This window comes from Methylorubrum rhodesianum (assembly GCF_014199985.1).
Taxonomy (GTDB): domain Bacteria; phylum Pseudomonadota; class Alphaproteobacteria; order Rhizobiales; family Beijerinckiaceae; genus Methylobacterium; species Methylobacterium rhodesianum.
On sequence record NZ_JACHOS010000010.1, the window covers coordinates 61,209 to 79,999 of the forward strand.

Annotated in this window: 17 protein-coding genes and 1 riboswitch; of the genes, 8 read left to right on the forward strand and 9 right to left on the reverse strand. The window is 71.3% G+C overall.

Annotated elements, in window-relative coordinates:
* Positions 1 to 219 precede the first annotated feature (219 nt).
* Genes HNR01_RS15570 through HNR01_RS15595 form a run of 6 tightly spaced genes read left to right on the forward strand, consistent with a single transcriptional unit; the run spans position 220 to position 7,135 of the window.
* The gene (locus tag HNR01_RS15570) at positions 220 to 2,400 is read left to right on the forward strand and encodes a glycosyltransferase (protein ID WP_183668486.1); all 2,181 of its coding nucleotides are present in this window, start codon (positions 220 to 222) and stop codon (positions 2,398 to 2,400) included.
* Positions 2,401 to 2,431: 31 nt separating this feature from the next.
* Complete coding sequence (gene rfbF / locus HNR01_RS15575; RefSeq protein ID WP_017487243.1) at positions 2,432 to 3,199, forward strand: glucose-1-phosphate cytidylyltransferase; 768 nt, start codon at positions 2,432 to 2,434, stop codon at positions 3,197 to 3,199.
* Complete coding sequence (gene rfbG, locus HNR01_RS15580; protein WP_183668488.1) at positions 3,199 to 4,329, forward strand: CDP-glucose 4,6-dehydratase; 1,131 nt, start codon at positions 3,199 to 3,201, stop codon at positions 4,327 to 4,329. Before rfbF ends, rfbG begins: the two co-directional genes overlap by 1 nt.
* On the forward strand, positions 4,326 to 5,555 hold the full coding sequence (locus tag HNR01_RS15585) for a class I SAM-dependent methyltransferase (protein WP_183668490.1): 1,230 nt from the start codon (positions 4,326 to 4,328) through the stop codon (positions 5,553 to 5,555). The genes rfbG and HNR01_RS15585 overlap by 4 nt, the downstream gene beginning before the upstream one ends.
* A gap of 6 nt (positions 5,556 to 5,561) precedes the next feature.
* Positions 5,562 to 6,095, forward strand: a complete 534-nt coding sequence (locus tag HNR01_RS15590) for a dTDP-4-dehydrorhamnose 3,5-epimerase family protein (RefSeq protein ID WP_183668492.1) — start codon at positions 5,562 to 5,564, stop codon at positions 6,093 to 6,095.
* On the forward strand, positions 6,092 to 7,135 hold the full coding sequence (locus tag HNR01_RS15595; RefSeq protein ID WP_183668493.1) for an NAD-dependent epimerase/dehydratase family protein: 1,044 nt from the start codon (positions 6,092 to 6,094) through the stop codon (positions 7,133 to 7,135). The genes HNR01_RS15590 and HNR01_RS15595 overlap by 4 nt, the downstream gene beginning before the upstream one ends.
* On the opposite strand, the gene HNR01_RS15600 is transcribed toward HNR01_RS15595, so the two are convergent.
* The 6 genes from HNR01_RS15600 to HNR01_RS15625 form a co-directional block, all read right to left on the reverse strand.
* Positions 7,110 to 7,508 (reverse strand): response regulator, encoded by a 399-nt coding sequence (locus HNR01_RS15600; RefSeq protein WP_017487238.1) that lies wholly within the window; start codon positions 7,506 to 7,508, stop codon positions 7,110 to 7,112. The two genes, HNR01_RS15595 and HNR01_RS15600, sit on opposite strands and share 26 nt — an antisense overlap.
* 229 nt (positions 7,509 to 7,737) lie before the next feature.
* Entirely contained in the window at positions 7,738 to 8,988 is a 1,251-nt protein-coding gene (locus tag HNR01_RS15605) for an adenosylmethionine--8-amino-7-oxononanoate transaminase (RefSeq protein ID WP_183668495.1), read from the reverse strand.
* Positions 8,989 to 9,157: 169 nt separating this feature from the next.
* Positions 9,158 to 12,001, reverse strand: a complete 2,844-nt coding sequence (gene gcvP, locus HNR01_RS15610) for an aminomethyl-transferring glycine dehydrogenase (RefSeq protein ID WP_183668497.1) — start codon at positions 11,999 to 12,001, stop codon at positions 9,158 to 9,160.
* A 241-nt stretch (positions 12,002 to 12,242) separates the two neighbouring features.
* Positions 12,243 to 12,605, reverse strand: coding sequence for a glycine cleavage system protein GcvH (gcvH, locus tag HNR01_RS15615; RefSeq protein ID WP_183668499.1), 363 nt, complete (start codon positions 12,603 to 12,605; stop codon positions 12,243 to 12,245).
* 26 nt (positions 12,606 to 12,631) lie between these two features.
* Positions 12,632 to 13,810: a glycine cleavage system aminomethyltransferase GcvT gene (gcvT, locus tag HNR01_RS15620; protein WP_183668502.1), complete on the reverse strand. Its 1,179-nt coding sequence runs from the start codon at positions 13,808 to 13,810 to the stop codon at positions 12,632 to 12,634.
* Between the two features lie 146 nt (positions 13,811 to 13,956).
* Positions 13,957 to 14,059, reverse strand: a riboswitch (glycine riboswitch).
* 58 nt (positions 14,060 to 14,117) lie between these two features.
* Complete coding sequence (locus tag HNR01_RS15625) at positions 14,118 to 14,342, reverse strand: hypothetical protein (RefSeq protein WP_017487233.1); 225 nt, start codon at positions 14,340 to 14,342, stop codon at positions 14,118 to 14,120.
* A gap of 101 nt (positions 14,343 to 14,443) precedes the next feature.
* Between HNR01_RS15625 and HNR01_RS15630 the strand changes: the two genes are divergently transcribed.
* Positions 14,444 to 15,595 (forward strand): aminotransferase class I/II-fold pyridoxal phosphate-dependent enzyme, encoded by a 1,152-nt coding sequence (locus tag HNR01_RS15630; RefSeq protein ID WP_017487232.1) that lies wholly within the window; start codon positions 14,444 to 14,446, stop codon positions 15,593 to 15,595.
* Positions 15,596 to 15,601: 6 nt separating this feature from the next.
* On the opposite strand, the gene HNR01_RS15635 is transcribed toward HNR01_RS15630, so the two are convergent.
* The gene (locus HNR01_RS15635) at positions 15,602 to 16,462 is read right to left on the reverse strand and encodes a C40 family peptidase (protein ID WP_183668504.1); all 861 of its coding nucleotides are present in this window, start codon (positions 16,460 to 16,462) and stop codon (positions 15,602 to 15,604) included.
* Between the two features lie 313 nt (positions 16,463 to 16,775).
* Here HNR01_RS15635 and HNR01_RS15640 point away from each other — a divergent pair, with 313 nt between their 5' ends.
* On the forward strand, positions 16,776 to 17,147 hold the full coding sequence (locus HNR01_RS15640) for a hypothetical protein (RefSeq protein ID WP_017487230.1): 372 nt from the start codon (positions 16,776 to 16,778) through the stop codon (positions 17,145 to 17,147).
* A gap of 56 nt (positions 17,148 to 17,203) precedes the next feature.
* Here HNR01_RS15640 and HNR01_RS15645 read toward each other — a convergent pair whose 3' ends face one another.
* Together HNR01_RS15645 and HNR01_RS15650 are read right to left on the reverse strand one after the other, a co-directional pair.
* Positions 17,204 to 17,890: an SDR family NAD(P)-dependent oxidoreductase gene (locus HNR01_RS15645; RefSeq protein ID WP_183668506.1), complete on the reverse strand. Its 687-nt coding sequence runs from the start codon at positions 17,888 to 17,890 to the stop codon at positions 17,204 to 17,206.
* Between the two features lie 63 nt (positions 17,891 to 17,953).
* Positions 17,954 to 18,670, reverse strand: coding sequence for an MgtC/SapB family protein (locus tag HNR01_RS15650; RefSeq protein ID WP_183668508.1), 717 nt, complete (start codon positions 18,668 to 18,670; stop codon positions 17,954 to 17,956).
* Positions 18,671 to 18,791 lie beyond the last annotated feature (121 nt).

Below are 18,791 nucleotides of genomic sequence, written 5' to 3' on the forward strand. Positions count from 1 at the left end.
GGGCCCTCGAACGCTGCCCGAGAGGATGAACTGCAGGCGGCCCGCCGGGCAAGCATCTGCCGACAGCCCATGAAACTTCGATGACAGAAACGCCGCGCTTTGCCGCCGTCGGGGAGACAAGACACAGCTCTTTCGAGAAATCGCTTCACGGAGCGGCCGATTTCATGGATTCCGGCGCCGCATGAGCGTCCAACGCAACCGAGACACCGGGCCGTTCCGATGAGGCGTCGCGAGGCGCTCGGCCTCTATCCCCTGCGCGACCTGCGCCGGCCCGCGGACGATGGGGGCTGGATCGCGACCGGCCCCGATCCGACCTTCGCCCTCGGACCGGCAGCGGCGGTGGCGGCCCTGTCCGCGACGCGCATCCGCATCCGCTGCCGCCCCGAGGCGGTGCAGCCGGTGCTCGCCGTCGACGCCGCGGGCGAGGCGGAGCCGCGCCGCTACCGGCTCACACGGCGTGCGGACGGCACCGACGACCTGATTCGCCTGCCCCCCGGCACCCGCGCGCTGCGCCTGGAAGCGGCCGAGGCGGGGCCACGCTTCCGCATCGATGCCGTGCAGGTCGAGCCGGCGGGCCGGATCGAGGCGGCCCTCCTGTCAGCGCGCAAGATCCTCGAACGGCTGCCGCCGCAGGAGCGTCGGCCCCTGCGGCTCCTGCGGCGCGCCTTCGGGCTGGTGCGCAGCACGCCGCCGCGGGAGATCTGGCGCCGCCTCACCCGTGCTGCCGAGACCCGGCGCCCGCCCGCCACCTACGCCGCCTGGATCCAGGCGGTCGAAGCCAGGGCTCTGCCCTCTTCCGAGGCCATGCGGGCCAGCCTCGCGGCCCTGCCAGAGCGTCCGCTGATCTCGCTTCTCATGACGGCCGGCGACGATTCGCTTCATGTCGCGGAGACCGTCGCGAGCCTGCGGGCGCAGATCTATCCGGACTGGGAGCTGTGCCTCGCCGCCGAGGCCTCGGCCGCGCTCCGGGCCCTGGCGGCAGAAGACGACCGCATCCGCATCGTCCCGCGCGCCCACGGCACCGCCTCCTCCCTCGATGCGGCGCTGGCGCAGGCGCGCGGCCCCTGGCTCGCCACGGTGGAGCCCGGTGCCCGGCTCGCGCCGCACACCCTCCTTGTCCTCGTCCGACAGCTCGCCCGCGAGCCCGATCTCGATCTGCTCTACACGGACGAGGATAGGATCGGACCGGACGGCGAGCGCTGCGATCCCTGCTTCAAGCCGGACTGGTCGCCCGAGACGCTTGAGAGCAGCTTCTACATCGGCGGACTCGCCCTCTATCGTACCAGCCTAGTGCGGGCGGTCGGCGGTTTCCCGGGCGAGAGCGAGGGCGCACACGACTACGACCTCGCGCTGCGCCTGACCGAGCGGAGCGACCGCATCGGGCACCTCGCGCAGGTGCTCTACCATCGCCGCCCTGCCGGATCCGACCCAGAAGCCGCTGCCCGCGCGCTCGCCCGCCGCGCCCGGCGCACCGGCGGACTCGACGCCGTCCGCACCCTCGGCCCCGAACATTTCGCCCTGCGGCGCAGGCTCGAGACCCGCCCGCTCGTCTCCCTCGTGATCCCGACCGCCGGGCGCGACAGCACCATCGGCGGGCGCACCATCGATCTCCTGGCCGCCTGCCTCGCGAGCATCCGGGAGACCAGCACCTTCGCAACAATCGAGATCGTGGCGGTCGATAACGGCGACCTGCGACCGCAGACGCGCGCGGCGGTCGAGCGGTTCGGCGCGCGCACCGTCACCTGGGACAAGCCGGTCTTCAACGTCGCCGCCAAGATGAACCTCGGTGCCCGGACGTCGACCGGCGACGTGCTGGTCTTCCTCAACGACGACATCAGCGTCATCACGCCGGACTGGATCGAGGCGATGCTCGCGCTGCTGGCCATCCCCGGCGTCGGCGCGGTCGGCCCCAAGCTCCTGTTCGAGGACGGGGGCCTGCAGCATGCCGGGGTCGTCTTCGGCGAAGGACTGCCGGACCATGTCCGCCGCGGCTTTGCGGGTGACGACGCCGGCTATCACGGCTCCAGCCTCGCCAACCGCAACTATCTCGCTGTCACCGGCGCCTGCGTGATGGTGCGCCGCGCCGATTTCGAGGGAATCGACGGCTTCGACGAGGGTTACGCCATCAACTACAACGACATCGACCTCTGCCTGCGTCTCGGCGAGCGGGGCTTGCGCACGGTCTATTGCGCCGAGGCCCGGCTGCATCACTACGAGAGCCGCAACCGCATCCCCACCGTCGATCCCGCCGAGCAAGCCCGGTTTCGCAGACGCTGGGGCGCGAGGCTCGCCCGCGATCCGTACTACCCGGATCCGTTCGGCATCCGCCCGCCTGCCTTCGCGCTCGATGCCGAGCGGTTTCCGCTCGCCGCGCAGCGCATGGTAGAGGCGTGGCGATGATGGCGACGAAGCACAACCTCGGAGACCAACCGTGAAGGCCGTGATCCTCGCGGGCGGACTCGGCACGCGGCTCTCGGAGGAGACCGTGGTGCGCCCCAAGCCGATGCTGGAGATCGGCGGACGGCCGATCCTCTGGCACATCATGCAGATCTTCGCCGCCCACGGCGTCACCGAGTTCGTGATCTGCCTCGGCTACAAGGGCTACGTCATCAAGGAATTCTTCCTCAACTACCGTCTGCATCTGAGCGATGTCACGCTCGATCTCGGCCGCGGCCATGTCGAGTTCCACCGCTCGGCGGCCGAGGATTGGAAGGTCTCGCTGATCGAGACCGGCGACGCCACCATGACCGGCGGACGCCTCAAGCGGGTGCGCGACTATCTCGGCGAGGACGATTTCTTCATGACCTACGGCGACGGCGTCGCCGATATCGACCTCACGCGGCTCGCGGCCTTCCACCGGGCGCACGGGCGCCTCGCCACCCTGACGGCGGTGGTGCCGCCGGGCCGCTTCGGCGCCCTCGACCTCGCGGGCGACGCCGTCCGCAGCTTTCGCGAGAAGCCGGCGGGGGACGGAGCCACCATCAACGGCGGCTTCTTCGTGCTCTCGCCCCGTGTACTCGACCGGATCGCCGGCGACGCCACCGTGTGGGAGAGCGAGCCGCTGGAGAGCCTCGCCCGCGACGGGCAGCTCCACGCCTACCATCACACCGGCTTCTGGCAGGCGATGGACACCCTGCGCGATAAGAAGCACCTCGAAGAGCTCTGGGCCCGCGGCGACGCCCCCTGGAAGGTGTGGTGATGGCCGCGCTCAATCCCGATCCCGCCTTCTGGGCCGGCAAGCGCGTGCTCCTCACCGGCCATACCGGCTTCAAGGGCGCGTGGCTGAGCCTCTGGCTCGCCCGGCTCGGCGCCCGTGTCTCCGGCTTCGCCCTGGCGCCGGAGACGCGGCCGAACCTGTTCGAGGCGATCGATTTCCCGTCCGAGCGGTCCCGCATCGGCGACATCCGCGACCTGGCGGCGCTCGCCGACGCGATGGCGGCATCGCAGCCGGATATCGTGATCCACATGGCGGCGCAGGCCCTGGTACGGCCCTCCTACGCCGATCCGGTGGGCACCTTCGCGGTCAACGCCATGGGCACCGTCCACCTGCTGGAGGCCGTGCGGGGCGCGCCCAGCGTGCGCGCGGTCGTCGTGGTGACGAGCGACAAGGCCTACGAGAACCGCGAATGGCCCTACGCCTACCGCGAGACCGAGGCGATGGGCGGGCGCGACCCCTACAGCGCCTCCAAGGGCTGCGCCGAACTCGTGACGAGCGCCTATCGTGCCTCGTTCTTCGGCGCGGGCGGCCACCCGGCGCGGATCGCCAGCGCCCGGGCCGGCAACGTCATCGGCGGCGGCGACTGGTCGGCCGACCGGCTGATCCCCGACATCGTGCGCGCGTTCTGGGCCGGGCAATCGGTCGAGATCCGCGCGCCGCACGCGATCCGCCCGTGGCAGCACGTGCTGGAGCCGCTGGCCGGCTACCTGCGGCTGGCCGAATGTCTCGCGGGTGCTGACGGCAACGCCTTCGCGGAGGGCTGGAATCTCGGACCGGCGGACGAGGATTGCCGGCCCGTCGCGGACCTCGTCGAGCGTTTGGCCCGGGGCTGGGGCGACGGGGCCGGCTGGCACCTGTCGCAACGGACGCATCCGCACGAGGCGACCTATCTCAAGGTCGATGCCTCGAAGGCCCGCGCCCGCCTCGGCTGGGACCGGCGTCTGACCCTCGATACCGCGCTCGACTGGACCGCCACCTGGTACCGCGCGGCCGCCTCCGGCGCCGATCCCCGTGCTCTGGCCGCGGCCGAGATCGCGCGCTACGAGGCGCTGGGCCAGCCCGGAGACCGCGCTGGCGTCCGAGCCGGAGTTCAAGCCGGAGTCCAAGCGTGACCGCCCCGACCTGCCGCGCCTGCGGCGCCGCCCTGACCCGGACCTTCTGCGATCTCGGCCTGTCGCCGCTCGCCAACTCCTACGTCACACCGGAGCGGCGGCACCGGGGCGAGGTCTTCCACCCGCTCCACGCCTATGTCTGCGACGCCTGCTGGCTGGTCCAACTCGAAGCCTTCGAGAGCCCCGAGGCGATCTTTTCCGACTACGCCTACTTCTCCGGCTTCTCCGCCGGCTGGCTGCGGCACGCGGAAGGCTACGTCTCCGCGATGATCGAGCGCTTCGGGCTGGGACCGGAGAGCAAGGTTGTCGAGGTCGCGAGCAACGACGGCTACCTGCTGCAATACTTCGTCGCCCGCGGCGTGCCGGTGCTCGGCGTCGAGCCGGCGGCCAATGTCGCCCGCGTGGCGGTGGAGCGCGGCGTGCCGACGGAGGTCGCCTTCTTCGGCCGCGACACCGCCCGGCGGCTCGCCGCCGCGGGCCACAAGGCCGACCTGATGGCGGCCAACAACGTGCTCGCCCACGTGCCCGACATCCTCGATTTCACCGCGGGCTTCGCCGAGATCCTGAAGCCGGAGGGCGTGGCGACCTTCGAATTCCCGCACCTGCTGCGGATGATCGAGCATCGACAGTTCGACACGATCTACCACGAGCACTTCTCCTACCTCTCGCTCGGCGTGGTGATCGGTATCCTGCGCCAGCAGGGCCTGCGGGTGTTCGACGTCGAGGAATGGCCGACGCATGGCGGTTCGCTGCGGGTTTTCGCCTGCCACGAGGCCGCCTCCCACCAGCCGACCCCGGGGCTGGAGCGCGTGGTGCTGGCCGAGTGGGGCGCGAAGCTGTTCGATCCGTCCGGCTACGCCGGTTTCGGGCAGGCGGTGGCCGACATCAAATGCGCGGCGCTGCGCTTCCTGATCGAGGAGCGGGCGGCGGGCCGCACGGTCTGCGCCTACGGTGCGGCGGCCAAGGGCAACACCTTCCTCAACTATTGCGGCATCGGCCCGGAACTGGTCCGGGCGGTGGCCGACCGCTCGCCGCACAAGCAGGGCACGTGGCTGCCCGGCAGCCGCATCCCCGTGGTCTCGCCCGACGACCTTCTCGCCCTGCGCCCCGACACGGTGCTGATCCTGCCCTGGAACCTGAAGGACGAGATCGCCGGCGAGATGGCCGCCATCCGCGCCTGGGGCGGTCGCTTCGCCGTGGCGATCCCCGAACTGACGGTGTTCTGAAGCCCGATGATCTTCGAGGAACTCGAGCTGCCCGGCCTGTTCCGCGTGGCGCCCGAGCCGCACACGGACGAGCGTGGCTTCTTCGCCCGGACGCATTGCGAGAGCGAATTGTCCGAGCGCGGGCTGATCGGTCGCTTCACCCAGTCGAGCGTGTCGTTCAACCACCGCCGCGGCACGGTGCGCGGCCTGCACTTTTCGACGGCACCGCACGCCGAGACCAAGCTGGTGCGCTGCACGGCCGGCGCGATCCACGACGCGGTGGTGGATCTGCGGCCCGGCTCACCGACCTATCTGCGGACCGCGCTGGTGACGCTCTCGGCCGCGAACCGCCACGCCCTCTACATCCCGGCAGGCCTCGCGCACGGCTTCCAGACGCTCAGCGACGATGCCGAGATCCTCTACATGATCGACCGGCCCTTCGTGGCCGCCGCCGCCGACGGGGTGCGCTGGGACGACCCTGCCTTCGGGCTGACATGGCCCGAGCCGATCACCGTGATCGCGCCGCGCGACCTCGCCTTTCCCGACTGGGCGGGGCGGTGAGGCGGGTCCTCGTCACCGGCGGGGCCGGCTTCGTCGGCCGCCACGCGGTGGCGGCCCTCGCGGCCCGCGGCTTCGAGGTGCACGGGCTCGGGCGGACCGCCCCCGATGGCGCCCACGCCTTCCACGCCGCCGACCTGCTCGATCCGGCTCAGAGGCGCGCCGCCGTGCAGGCGGCTTCGGCGAGCCACCTCCTCCACCTCGCCTGGATCACCACGCCCGGCCGCTACTGGCAGGCGCCGGACAACCTCGACTGGACTGCGGCGAGCCTCGACCTCGTGCGGATGTTTCGCGAGGCGGGCGGCACCCGCGCGGTCGTGGCGGGAACCTGTGCGGAGTACGACTGGACCGGCATCGAACGGCTGCCGCGTGCAGAAGCGGACGCCCCCTCTCCCCGGGCGCGCGGAGCGGGGCACGACGCCGGGGTCGCCGAAGCCCCCTCCCCGCCTGCCGGGACGGAGACTGCAGCGGAAAGCCTTCGCAGCGGCCGCCTGACCGAAGCTGCCCCATGCCATCCCGCAACGCTCTACGGGGCCGCCAAGGACGGGCTTCGCCGTGTCCTGCAAGCCTACGCGGCCGGGGTCGGGCTCTCCCTCGCCTGGGGGCGGCTGTTCTACCTCTACGGCCCCGGCGAGACGCCCGGCCGGCTCGTCGGCGACGCGGCGCGGGCGCTGCTCGCGGGCCGGCAGCTTGCCACCAGCGAAGGCCGGCAGCGCCGCGACTTTCTCCACGTCATCGATGCGGGCGCCGCCTTCGCGGCCCTGATCGATTCGGCGGTGGAGGGGCCCGTCAATATCGGCTCGGGCGAGGCCGTACCGGTGCGCGACATCCTGGAGACGATCGGGACGCTCACGGGCCGGCCGGACCTGCTCGATTTCGGGGCACGCCCGCTCAGCCCCTCGGAGCCGGCTTGCATCGAGGCCGACATCCGGCGTCTTGCGGACGAAGTCGGGTTCCGTCCGCGCTACGGCCTCGCGCAGGGTCTGGCGCAGATAGTGGCGGACGGGCGCGCCGTGCTCAGCACTGCGGCATCAGCCCCTTGAGACGGGCCAGAATGTCCTCGCCGGCGCAGGGGCGGGCGATGAACTGAGCGCCCGCCGGCATACGCTCGGGGTCGGGCGAGGCGCGGCCGGACACGATCAGGATCGGCAGGTTCGGCCGGGCCTGGGCGACGGAATTCGCGAGTTCGAATCCGTCGACGCGGCCGGAAAGCTGCACGTCGGTCACGAGGCCGCAGATATCCGGCCGGGCCTGGAGGATGGAGAGGGCGCGCTCGGCGGAGGCGCATTGTACGGTGTCGTAACCGCCCTCTTCCAGCACGTCGCCGAGGTCCATGATGGTCAGGGCCTCGTCCTCGACGATGAGGATGACGGGACGGTCGGCTTCCGGGTTCGTCGTTTCGGTCTGGCTCGCCACCTTAAGCTCTCCCCGATTTGCTCCAGCGACCCAAGTTGTTCGCAGACTTGTTGTTCGCAGACCCGATGTTTGCAGACTTGGCCGTTTCCCGTGCCGGGAACCGCTGCGCTGCGATGATCCAACGAGTAACCCCGCTGCGGGTTGCAGGGTCCCGGAGGTGCTTCGGCTCTCCCTCGGGCAGGCCTGCAAGCTCCGCGCCGCCGGGTCGAACGGTCGGGGCGAACCGGCCTCAGGCGGCGGTTTCGGTCACCGCCGTCACCGCCGCGATCAGGCGGCCGAGATCGTTCTCGTCGATGGTGAGCGCGGGGGTGAGATAGACGATGTCCCCGAACGGCCGTACCCAGACGCCGCGCTCGACGAAGCGCCGCTTGAGGTCGGCGAGGTCCGGAGCCTGCGCGAACTGCACCGCACCGATCGCGCCGAGCACGCGCACGTCCCGCACCCCGGACAGCCGGCGCAAGGGGGCGAGACCCGCCTCCAGGCGCGCGGCGACGGCGCGGGCCTGATCCAGGCGCGGCTCGGTTTCGAACAGGTCGAGGCTGGCATTGGCCGCCGCGCAGGCGAGCGGGTTCGCCATGAAGGTCGGGCCGTGCATCAGCGCCGCCGACGGGTCGTCGGACCAGAAGGCGGAAAAGATCTCCGTGGTGGCGACGGTCGCGGCCAGCGCCATCGTGCCGCCGGTGAGCGCCTTCGACAGGCAGAGGATGTCGGGCACGACACCCGCCTGCTCGCAGGCGAACATCGTCCCGGTGCGGCCGAACCCGGTGAAGATCTCGTCGGCGATGAGGGGCAGGCCGTGGCGCTGGGCGAGCCGCGCGACCGTGGCCAGCACCTCCGGCGGATGGGTCAGCATCCCGCCGGCGCCCTGCACCAACGGCTCGACGATCACCGCCGCGAGTTCGTGGCGGTGGCGGGCCATCGCCGCGTCGAGGGCGGCTTCCCGCTCGCCGTCGCGCGGCAACTCGCAGAAAACCTGCGTCGGCAGGTAGGCGCCGAAGCGGCGGTGCATCCCCTCCTCAGGGTCGCAGGCCGACATCGCGCCCATGGTGTCGCCGTGATAGCCGCCGCGGAAGGCGAGCACCCGGGTACGGCCGGTCTCGCCGCGGTTGAGCCAGAGCTGCACCGCCATCTTCAGGGCGACCTCGACGGCGACCGAGCCGGAATCGGTGAAGAAGACGTGGTTGAGATCACCCGGCAGCAGGGCGGCGAGACGTTGTCCCAGCCGCTCGGCCGGGGCGTGGGTGAGCCCGCCGAACATCACGTGCGGCATGCGGATGAGCTGGTCGGCCATCGCGGCCGCGATGTGCGGATGGTTGTAGCCGTGGACGGCGGTCCACCACGAGGCGATGCCGTCGATCAGCTCGCGTCCACCCTTCAGGGTGATGCGCGTGCCCTGCGTCGCGATCGCCTCCAGCGGCGGCGCGGCCGTCTTCATCTGGGTGTAGGGACGCCAGAGCTTTTGGGAGGAGAGCGCGGTCATGGGCGTCGGGATGGGGGGTGGCGGCCATTGAGTCAAACCCGTCAGCCCATCCTCTTTCCTCTCCGCGGGAGAGCGGAGCGTCGTTCCGAGCCGACCTCTGCCAGTCCCTCTCCCGCGCACTTCGCGGACACCCTCCTCCGCAAACGGAGGAGGGTCCGGCGGCCGGCCGCTACTCAGCCGCTTCCCCATACGCCTCCGGCGGCGGGCAGGAGCAGACGAGATTGCGATCCCCGTACGCGTTGTCGACGCGGTTCACCGGCGGCCAGTACTTGTCCATGCGCAAGGATCCCGACGGGAAGCAGGCGGCTTCGCGGGAATAGGGCCGCTCCCAGGCACCGATCAGGTCCTGCACCGTGTGCGGCGCATTCTTGAGCGGGTTGTTGGCGCGGTCCATCCGACCCTCCTCGATCGCCCGGATCTCCTCCCGGATCGCCAGCATGGCGTCGCAGAATCGGTCGATCTCGGCCTTCGTCTCGGATTCGGTCGGCTCGATCATCAGCGTGCCCGCCACCGGCCAGCTCATCGTCGGCGGGTGGAAGCCGCAATCGATCAGGCGCTTGGCGATGTCCTCGACGGTGACGCCCGCGCTCTTCTGGAAGGGGCGGACATCGACGATGCACTCGTGCGCGACGCGCCCGTTCCGCCCGGCATAGAGGATGGAATAGGCGCCCTCCAGCCGCCTCGCGATGTAGTTGGCGTTGAGGATCGCCACCCGCGTCGCCTGGGTCAGGCCGCGCCCGCCCATCATCAGGCAGTAGCTCCACGAGATCGGCAGGATTGAGGCCGAGCCGAAGGCGGCGGCCGAGACCGCCCCCTCCTCGCCGGTGCGCGGATCGGAGGGCAGGAACGGGATCAGGTGCCGCTTGACGCCGATCGGCCCCATGCCCGGCCCGCCGCCGCCATGCGGGATGCAGAAGGTCTTGTGCAGGTTGAGGTGGCTGACATCGGCGCCGATGTCGCCGGGCCGCGCCAGCCCGACCATGGCGTTGAGGTTGGCCCCGTCGAGATAGACCTGTCCGCCGTGCCGGTGGACGATCTCGCACAGCTCGCGCACCCGCGCCTCGAACACGCCGTGGGTCGAGGGATAGGTGATCATGCAGGCCGCGAGTTTGTCGGCATGCTGCTCGGCCTTCGTGCGAAAATCCTCGACGTCGATGTTGCCGTGGGCGTCGGCGCCGACCACCACCACGCTCATCCCGCACATCTGCGCCGAGGCCGGATTGGTGCCGTGGGCGGAGGACGGGATCAGGCAGACCGTGCGATGGCCCTCCCCCCGCGACAGGTGATAGCCGCGGATGGCGAGCAGCCCCGCATACTCGCCCTGCGCACCTGAATTCGGCTGCATCGAGATCGCGTCGTAGCCGGTGATCGCGCAGAGCTTTTGGCTGAGATCGTCGATCAGCTCCCGGTAGCCCACGGCCTGATCCTCCGGCACGAACGGATGAAGCTCCGAAAATTCCGGCCAGGAGATCGGCAACATCTCGGCGGTGGCGTTGAGCTTCATCGTGCAGGAGCCGAGCGGGATCATCGCCCGGTCGAGTGCCAGATCCCGGTCGGCAAGGCGGCGCATGTAGCGCGTCATCTCGCTCTCGGCCCGGTTCATGTGGAAGATCGGGTGGGTCAGGTACTCCGAGGTCCGCTCCAGATCCGCGGGCAGGCGCGGCTCCGGGTAGGTCTCGTCATAGGTCAGATCGGTGCCGCCGAAGGCGCGCCAGACCGCCTGCAGGATGTCGGGCCGGGTGCGCTGATCGACGCTGATGCCGACACGGTCGTGGCCCACCCTGCGCAGGTTCACTCCGTTCTCGACCGCGCTCTTCAGGATCACGCCCTGGAACGCGCCGACCCGCACGGTGATGGTGTCGAAGAAGTGCTTCGGCTCGACGGTGAAGCCGAGGCGCTCCAGCTCGGCGGCGAGACGCACCGCGTCGCGGTGGACCCTCAGGGCGATGGCCTTGAGTCCGGCCGGCCCGTGATAGACCGCGAACATCGAGGCGATGACCGCGAGCAGCACCTGGCTGGTGCAGATGTTCGAGGTCGCCTTCTCGCGCCGGATATGCTGCTCGCGGGTCTGGAGCGCGAGGCGATACGAGCGGTTGCCGCGGGCATCCACCGACACGCCGACGATGCGGCCGGGCAGCGCCCGCTTGTGGGCGTCGCGGGTCGCCAGATAGGCGGCGTGCGGGCCGCCATAGCCCATGGGTACGCCGTAGCGCTGCATCGAGCCGACGGCGATGTCGGCGCCCATCTCGCCCGGTGCCTTGAGGAGCGTCAGCGCCAACGGGTCGGCGGCGACCACGGCGAGCGCGCCGGACTCGTGCAGACCGGCGATGACGTCGGAGAAATCGTGAACCGCGCCGTTCACACCGGGATACTGGAACAACGCCCCGAAGACGGCGGACGGATCGAGATCCAAGGGATCGCCGACGACGATCTCCCAGCCCAGCGGCGCCGCGCGGGTCCTCAGCACGGCGATGGTCTGGGGCAGGCAGTCGCGGTCGACGAAGAACGCGTTCCTGTCCGACTTCGCCACGCGGCGCGCCATGCCCATGGCTTCCGCCGCGGCGGTGGCCTCGTCGAGGAGCGAGGCGTTGGCCACGTCGAGCGCGGTCAGGTCGCAGACCAGGGTCTGGAAGTTGAGCAGCGCCTCCAGCCGGCCCTGGCTGATCTCGGGCTGGTAGGGCGAGTAGGCGGTGTACCAGGCCGGGTTCTCGAAGATGTTGCGCTGAATCGCCGGCGGCATCGTCGTGCCGTGGTAGCCCTGGCCGATCAGCGAGACGAGCAGCCGGTTCTTGTTGGCGGTGGCGCGCAACTTCTCCAGCGAGCGCCGCTCGGTCAGCGAGGCGCCGAAATCGATGTACTCCGCCTGCCGGATGTCGGGCGGCAGAGTCTCGTCGATCAGCGCGTGCAGCGACTTCGCGCCGACCGTCTCCAGCATCTGGTCGATCTCGGAGAGTTTCGGGCCGATATGGCGCCGGGCGGCGAAATCGAAGGGATCGTGGCGATCGTATTTCATCGGATGCCTCTCGGGCGAAAGCTTCGGCTTTCCCTCTCCCCTTCGCGGGAGAGGGTGCCCGCGGAGCGGGCGGGTGAGGGGCCGGCTCGGGTCCCTCCGGACATGGCGCTCCCCTCTCCCGACCCTCGCTGACGCGAGGGCCACCCTCCCACCACCCAATCCGGGCCTGCCCGACTTGGGCGGATGCTTTCCGGATTTCGGGCGAGCCCGGGATCCGTCGGGGGAAGGGCTGTGCGGCGGCCTACTTCGCGAACGCGGCGTAGGCCGCCTCGTCCATCAGCGCGTCCATGGCGGAGACGTCGTCGAGCTTGAGCCGGTAGAGCCAGCCCGCGCCCTGCGGGTCGGCCCCGACCGAGGCCGGGTCGGACAAAGCCGCCTCGTTGACCTCGGTCACCTCGCCGGAGAGCGGCGCGTAGACGTCGGAGGCCGCCTTGACGGACTCGACCACCGCCGCCGCCTCGCCTTTGGTGAGCCGGGCGCCGACCTTCGGCAGCTCGACGAAGACGAGGTCGCCGAGCTGTTCGGCGGCATGGGCCGTGATGCCGACCGTGGCGACCTCGCCGTCGAGGCGCAGCCATTCGTGCTCGTCGGTGAAACGCAGCATGGTTCGAACTCCTGATCTGACGACAATCAACCGCGCTTGAAGCCGGCCGGGACGAAGGGGAGCGGGGAGACGACGAGGGGAAGACGCTGGCCGCGAACCTCGGCGAAGACGCGGGTGCCGGGGCTGGCGAGCACGGATGGCAGGGTGCCCATGGCAACGGGCGCGCCGAGGCTCGGGCCGAAGCCGCCGGACGTGACGCGGCCGACGGCCTCGCCCCCGGCCTCCGCGGAAAAGAGCGGGGCATCGGCGCGCACCGGCGCGCGGCCCTCGGGGCGCAGGCCGACGCGGCGGCGGCCGGGGCCCGCCTTCATCTCGGCGAGGATGCGGTCCGCGCCCGGAAAACCGCCCTCGCGGGCGCCGCCCCGGCGACGGGCGGGCGAGATCGCCCAGGCGAGGCTCGCCTCGACCGGGCTGGTGCCGGCGTCGATGTCGGAGCCGTGCAGGGGGAGGCCGGCTTCGAGGCGCAGGGAATCGCGGGCGCCGAGGCCGACGGGCATCACCTCGGGCGCGGCGAGCAGCGCCTCGGCCACCGCCTCGGCGCGCTCGGCCGGCACGGCGATCTCGAACCCGTCCTCGCCGGTATAGCCGGAGCGGCTGACGAGGCAGGGCGTACCGAGAAGATCGATCGTGCGCACGTCCATGAACCGCATCGCCGCGACCGCCGGCGCCAAGCGCGCGAGCACGTCCGCGGCCTTCGGCCCCTGGAGCGCGATCAGCGCGTCCGGAACGAGCGTCGCAGCGACGCCATCGGGAAGATGCGCCTGGATCCGGGCGAGATCGGCCGTCTTGTTGGCGGCGTTGACGACGACGTGCAGCCGGTCTGGCAGGCGCGCCACCATCAGGTCGTCGAGGATGCCGCCGGCCGCGTCCGTCAGGAAGCCGTAGCGCTGGCGCCCGTCCTCGAGCCCGAGAATGTCGATCGGTACGAGCTTTTCGAGAGCGCCGGCCGCCTCCGCCACGTCGCCGGAGCGCGTCGTCAGCGCGATCTGGCCCATATGCGATACGTCGAAGAAGCCGGCCGCGGCGCGGGTGTGAAGGTGCTCCTTGAGGAGCCCGGCGGCGTAGTGCAGCGGCATCGCGTAGCCCGCGAACGGCACCATCTTGGCGCCCAGGCGCAGGTGGAGCGCGTGCAGCGGCGTCTGGGCCAGCGGATCAGCGGGACTGGGGGCGGCAGGGCTCACGGCCCCGGAGGCTTGCAGGCTCATCGGGCACTCCACGACAGACGATTCTTGCCCGCCGGCCGGCTGGCAAGTTGCCCCCATCTGTCGCGCTTACCTGAGAGCTTCCCTCACCCGTGGCCGAGCGAGGTTTCTCCTTCGGTGGACGCCGGACGGCGCCTCTCTCCAGATTGTCCAACGATACGGTGATTGTGCCTGAGAGTTTCCGGGGGTGGTTGCTCCGTCGGCGCCATGACCTCCCTTCACGAGCGGTCTGGGCTCTCCCGTATCGTCTGTATCGGACGGGCTGACGCTCGCACGGTGCGAACCGCGCCGCAAGCCGGCCGTGTAACGATCACCACCGCATGTTGCGGAAGCGGCAATATCCGCGGAAACTCTGGTAGCCCGCCGGGCAGCGGCGGACGCAGGCCCCGGCCGCGTATTTCAGCGGTGGCCGGCAGGCGTTGCGGAAGCGCTGCTCGCCGAACAGGTAGGATTGGGCCGGACCGGCGGAGGCCGGTACCGTGATCGCGAAGGCACCGGCCAGGAGCAGGACAGCCAGGATGAGGCAACGCAGCATGGCGGCGTGTTCCGAGAGAGGTGGAGCAACGCGCCGCCCCGCGCCGGGTTCACGCCGGCCGGCGGCTTGACATCCCCCGGGACCCGTCGCCTTCAGGCGCCATGTCGCCGAACCACTCGCACAGCCTCGACGCCTTCGCCGCGGAAAAGCTCGCCGGCCTGGAGGCCGCCGCCCTGCGCCGCCGGCTGGTCGTGACCGCCCGCGGCGCCGAGGCGGCGGCCGAGCGGGGCGGCCGCCGCCTCGTCTCGTTCTCCTGCAACGACTATCTCGGCCTTGCCCACGATCCGCGGGTGATCGCGGCCGCCTCCGAGGCCCTCGCGCGTTACGGCGCGGGCGCGGGCGCCTCCCGGCTGGTGACCGGCAACGCCCCTCCCCTGGCGGCGCTGGAGGCGCGGCTCGCCCGGCACAAGGGCAAGGAGGCGGCCCTGGTCTTCGGCTCCGGCTACCTCGCCAATCTCGGCATCGCCCCGGCCCTGGTCGGCGCGGGAGACCTGATCCTGATCGACGACCTCGGCCATTCCTGCCTGTTCGCGGGAGCGAAGATGTCGGGCGCACAGGTCGTACGCTTCGCCCATAACGATGTCGGGCAGCTGCGCGCGGCCCTCGCCGCGCATCGCGGCGCGGCCCGGCGGACGCTGATCCTGACCGAGCGGGTTTTCAGCATGGACGGTGACCGGGCGCCGCTTCCCGAGATCCTGAGCCTCGCGGAAAATTACGACGCCTGGACGCTGGTGGACGACGCCCACGGCCTCGGCGTGGTCGAGCCCGGCCTGCGGGCACCGCTCGAGATGGGGACGCTGTCGAAGACGCTGGGCTCCTACGGCGGCTATCTCTGTGCCTCGCGGCCCGTGATCGACCTGCTGACGAGCCGGGCCCGCAGCCTCGTCTACACCACCGGCCTGCCACCGGCTTCCGCCGCCGCGGCGCTCAGAGCCCTGGAGATCGTCGAGGCCGAGCCGGAGCGCGCCGCCCGGCCGCTGGCGCTGGCCCGCCGCTTCACCGCGCGGCTCGGGCTGCCGGAGGCGGAGAGCCCGATCGTGCCCGTCCTCGTCGGCGAAGCCGAGGCGGCCCTTGCCGTCTCGGCGGCGCTGGAGACGCGCGGTTTCCTCGTCGTCGCGATCCGGCCACCGACGGTGGCGCCGGGCACGGCGCGGCTGCGGGTCGCCTTCTCGGCCGTCCACGACGAGGGTCAGGTCGATGCCCTGGCAGAGGCCGTGGCCTCACTGGCCCCCGATCGCGTCCGCGCCGGCTGAGCGCCCTCAGGCGACCGGATCGAGCCGCCGGATCGAGGTGACGGCGCCGAAACTCTTGGCGGCGATGCGCTCGACCGCCTCGCGCAGCGGCTCGACCGCCACCGCCATGTGGTGGCCGTTGGCGTGGATCAGCCGATCAGCGTCGAGCATCAGCCCGACATGGCCCTTCCAGAACACGAGATCGCCGCGCCGGAGCCCGTCGAGCCCGGGCGGCAGGGCGCCGCCGAGCGCCCGCTCCTGCTGATCGGCGTCGCGCGGGCAGGGACGCCCCGCCATCTGCAGGCAGAGCTGGACGAGGCCCGAGCAATCGAGGCCTAGGCTGGTGCGCCCGCCCCAGAGATAGGGCGTGCCGACGAGCCGCTCGGCGGTGGCCGCATAATCGGCCTCGGCCTCATCGAGCGGCGCGGCATGGCCTGCGAAGACGAAGCCGCCGCCAGCGAGCCGCCAGTACTCGCCCTCGCGCGCCTCCGCCGCGAAGGCGGCGCCAAGGCTCAGATGGGCGACGTGCGGGCGCTTCAGGTCCGCGGCCGGATAGACGAAGGTGCGCAGGCTCGTGACCCGGTGGGTCGGCGCCGGATCGGTCGGCCCGAGCGCCGCCTCCGGCAGGTAGCCGACATAGCCGTCGCGGGCGATCTGGACCCACGCGAATTCCTGGCGGACCTCGAACACCGTCACCGCATCGCCCATCACCGCCTCGGTTTCGAGCCCGGCCTCGAGACGCGGCGCGCGGCGCAGGGGTGCGGCGGGAACGACGACCCGTGCCGGCTCGCCAGCCACGTAGCGCTCCGCCACGACGGTGCCCTTCAGGCGGATATCGGCGAGATCGGGACGAGCCGGAGTGAGGCGGGGATCAGGAGCGTCTGGCATGGTGAGGAGCGTGACTGACGTAGGATCGGGGCGGGATTGGGGATGGCGCGCTCTCAGCCCGGGGATTTCCTCAGCCCGGGTCGGCCGCTTCGCGGGGCGCTCGCTTTGCTGCGCCGCCGCGACACTTTGACCGTCGCGGGCCGGACCCGGCGGGACGGCCTCGTCAACGAATGTGCTGGCGGCGCTCCTTGTCGGCGCGCATCCTGCATGCTCGACGAGCGGGGCGTCCGCCCGGCAGCCATGCGGCCGGCGGTCCGTCACGTCCGATTTGTGTGCAATGCACAAACCGGGCGGGCCGTCCTAAGATCGGTGCATGAAGACCGCGAGTCGTGCCGTGAAAAGAACCCCGAAGAGCTTCCAGGATCTGCCTCCGATCCGGGTGCGGCGCGAGCCGCCGACCGTGGACGAGGCGGTCGCCGCCGCCCAGGACCTCGCCGACGACGTTGAGCAGCAGGTGGAGATCGCCTGCGGGCTGATCGGCCTCGGTCCGGACGAGGTACGCCCGCACGTGGTCGCCGCCGCCAAGGCCGCGGCGGCACGGCCCGCGTATCGGCCCCAGGAGCAACGCATCCTGGCTCCGGCGAGCCCCAACCGCGCACCGCCGCGTGCCGTCATCGTCGAGCGTCGCAGCCGCCCGACCGTGGTGGTCGAGCGCCGCAGCCGGCCCCTCGACCCGCGCCGCTGAGGCCGGTCCCGCGCCCTCCCCAGGGTCGCGGCAACCGGTCGGAGGGAAGCCTAGGCTCACCAGGGCAGCGTCTCGCCCCGGTAGTCGAGGAAGGCGAGATCGGTCCGGCCGGCCCTCGCCTCGATCACGTCGGCCAGGCCGGCCGCGCTTGTCGCCACGTCGAGGTCGGCGCCCTCGCCGCCCATGTCGGTGGCGACCCAGCCCGGATGCAGCAGCAGCACGCCGAAGTCGCGGGCGGCGTGGCGCGCGGCGAAGCTCCGGGCATTGGTATTCAGCGCCGCCTTGCTGGCGCGGTAGTTCTCCCAACCGCCGTCGGTGTTGAGGCCGATGCTGCCGAGCCCGGAGGACATGAAAGCGATCGTACCGCCCGACACGAGCCGGTCGTGGAACGCCTCCGCGAACAGGATCGGGCTCACCGCGTTCGTGAGGAAGACCTGCGCGTGGACCGCCCGCGGCACCGCGTGGAGCGGCCGGTCCGACTCCCCCAGGATGCCGGCCACGACGAAGATCAGGTCGAAGGTTTCGCAATCCAGCCGATCGCGCAGGGCGGCAACGGACGCGTCGTCATCGATATCGGTCGTCTCGACCCGTGCGCCCTGCGCCGAGAGGCTTTCGAGACCGGGTGCGCTCACGCGCCGGGTCGCGGTGACCCGCCAGCCGCGCCGCAGGAAGGTCTCGGTCAGGCCGAGACCGAGGCCGCGGGAAGCGCCGACGATCAGGGCGTGTCGTTCGGGATTCCTCATCGTCGCTCATCCGCGTTCGCACGGGGGGATGCGTGCGGCCGTAGGCCCCGGCGCGGGGCCCGATCAATCCCCCGTCTGCACCGTCCACGTGGCGTGACGCACCTCCGGCCGCTTCGCCAGATCGGCCACCACGGCGTCGAGATCCTTGGAATGGACCGTCGTCGCGGTGAGCGTGGCAATGACATCGACGGTGGTCTCGCCGCGCTCCTCCACCTCCGTGGTGCCGACGGGGTAATCCGCCGCCTCAAGACGCTCCACCAGCAGGTCGCGGGCGAGACCGGCCGCTTCGGCGGGCACCGTCACCTGCACCTCGTAGGTCGCCTCCGTCGCGCTCTCGTCGATGGGGATGCGGTCGATCAGGTTGACGAGCGGGCGCAGCAGCGTGTTGCCCGCCAGCACGGCGATGGTGACGAAACAGGCCTCGAGCGGCAGGTCGGCCCCGGAGAAGGCACCGACGGCCGCCGAGCACCAGAGGGTCGCGGCGGTGTTGAGGCCGCGCACGTTCATGCCCTCCTTCATGATGACGCCGGCGCCGAGGAAGCCGATGCCGGAGACGACGTAGGCCACGACGCGGGTCGCTCCCTCGCCGCCGGTCAGCCGCATGCCGAGATCGACGAAGGCGGCGGCGCCCAGCGCCACCAGCACGGCGGTGCGCAGGCCCGCGCTGCGCTGCCGGTACTGCCGCTCGACCCCGATCAGGGTGCCGAGGCCGAAGGCGACCGCGAGACTGATGCCGGAATTCAGGGCTTCGGGCGTGGGGAAGGGAAACGGGCCGGGCATCGGACCTTTCGGGGAGTGGTTCGGTATCGCAGGTTTTCCCCGCTGTCGCACAAGCGTGACGGTTGCGTGACGAAACGTCACCGACTCGCGCCGCCTCCGTCGAAACCGGTCAATTTGCCCG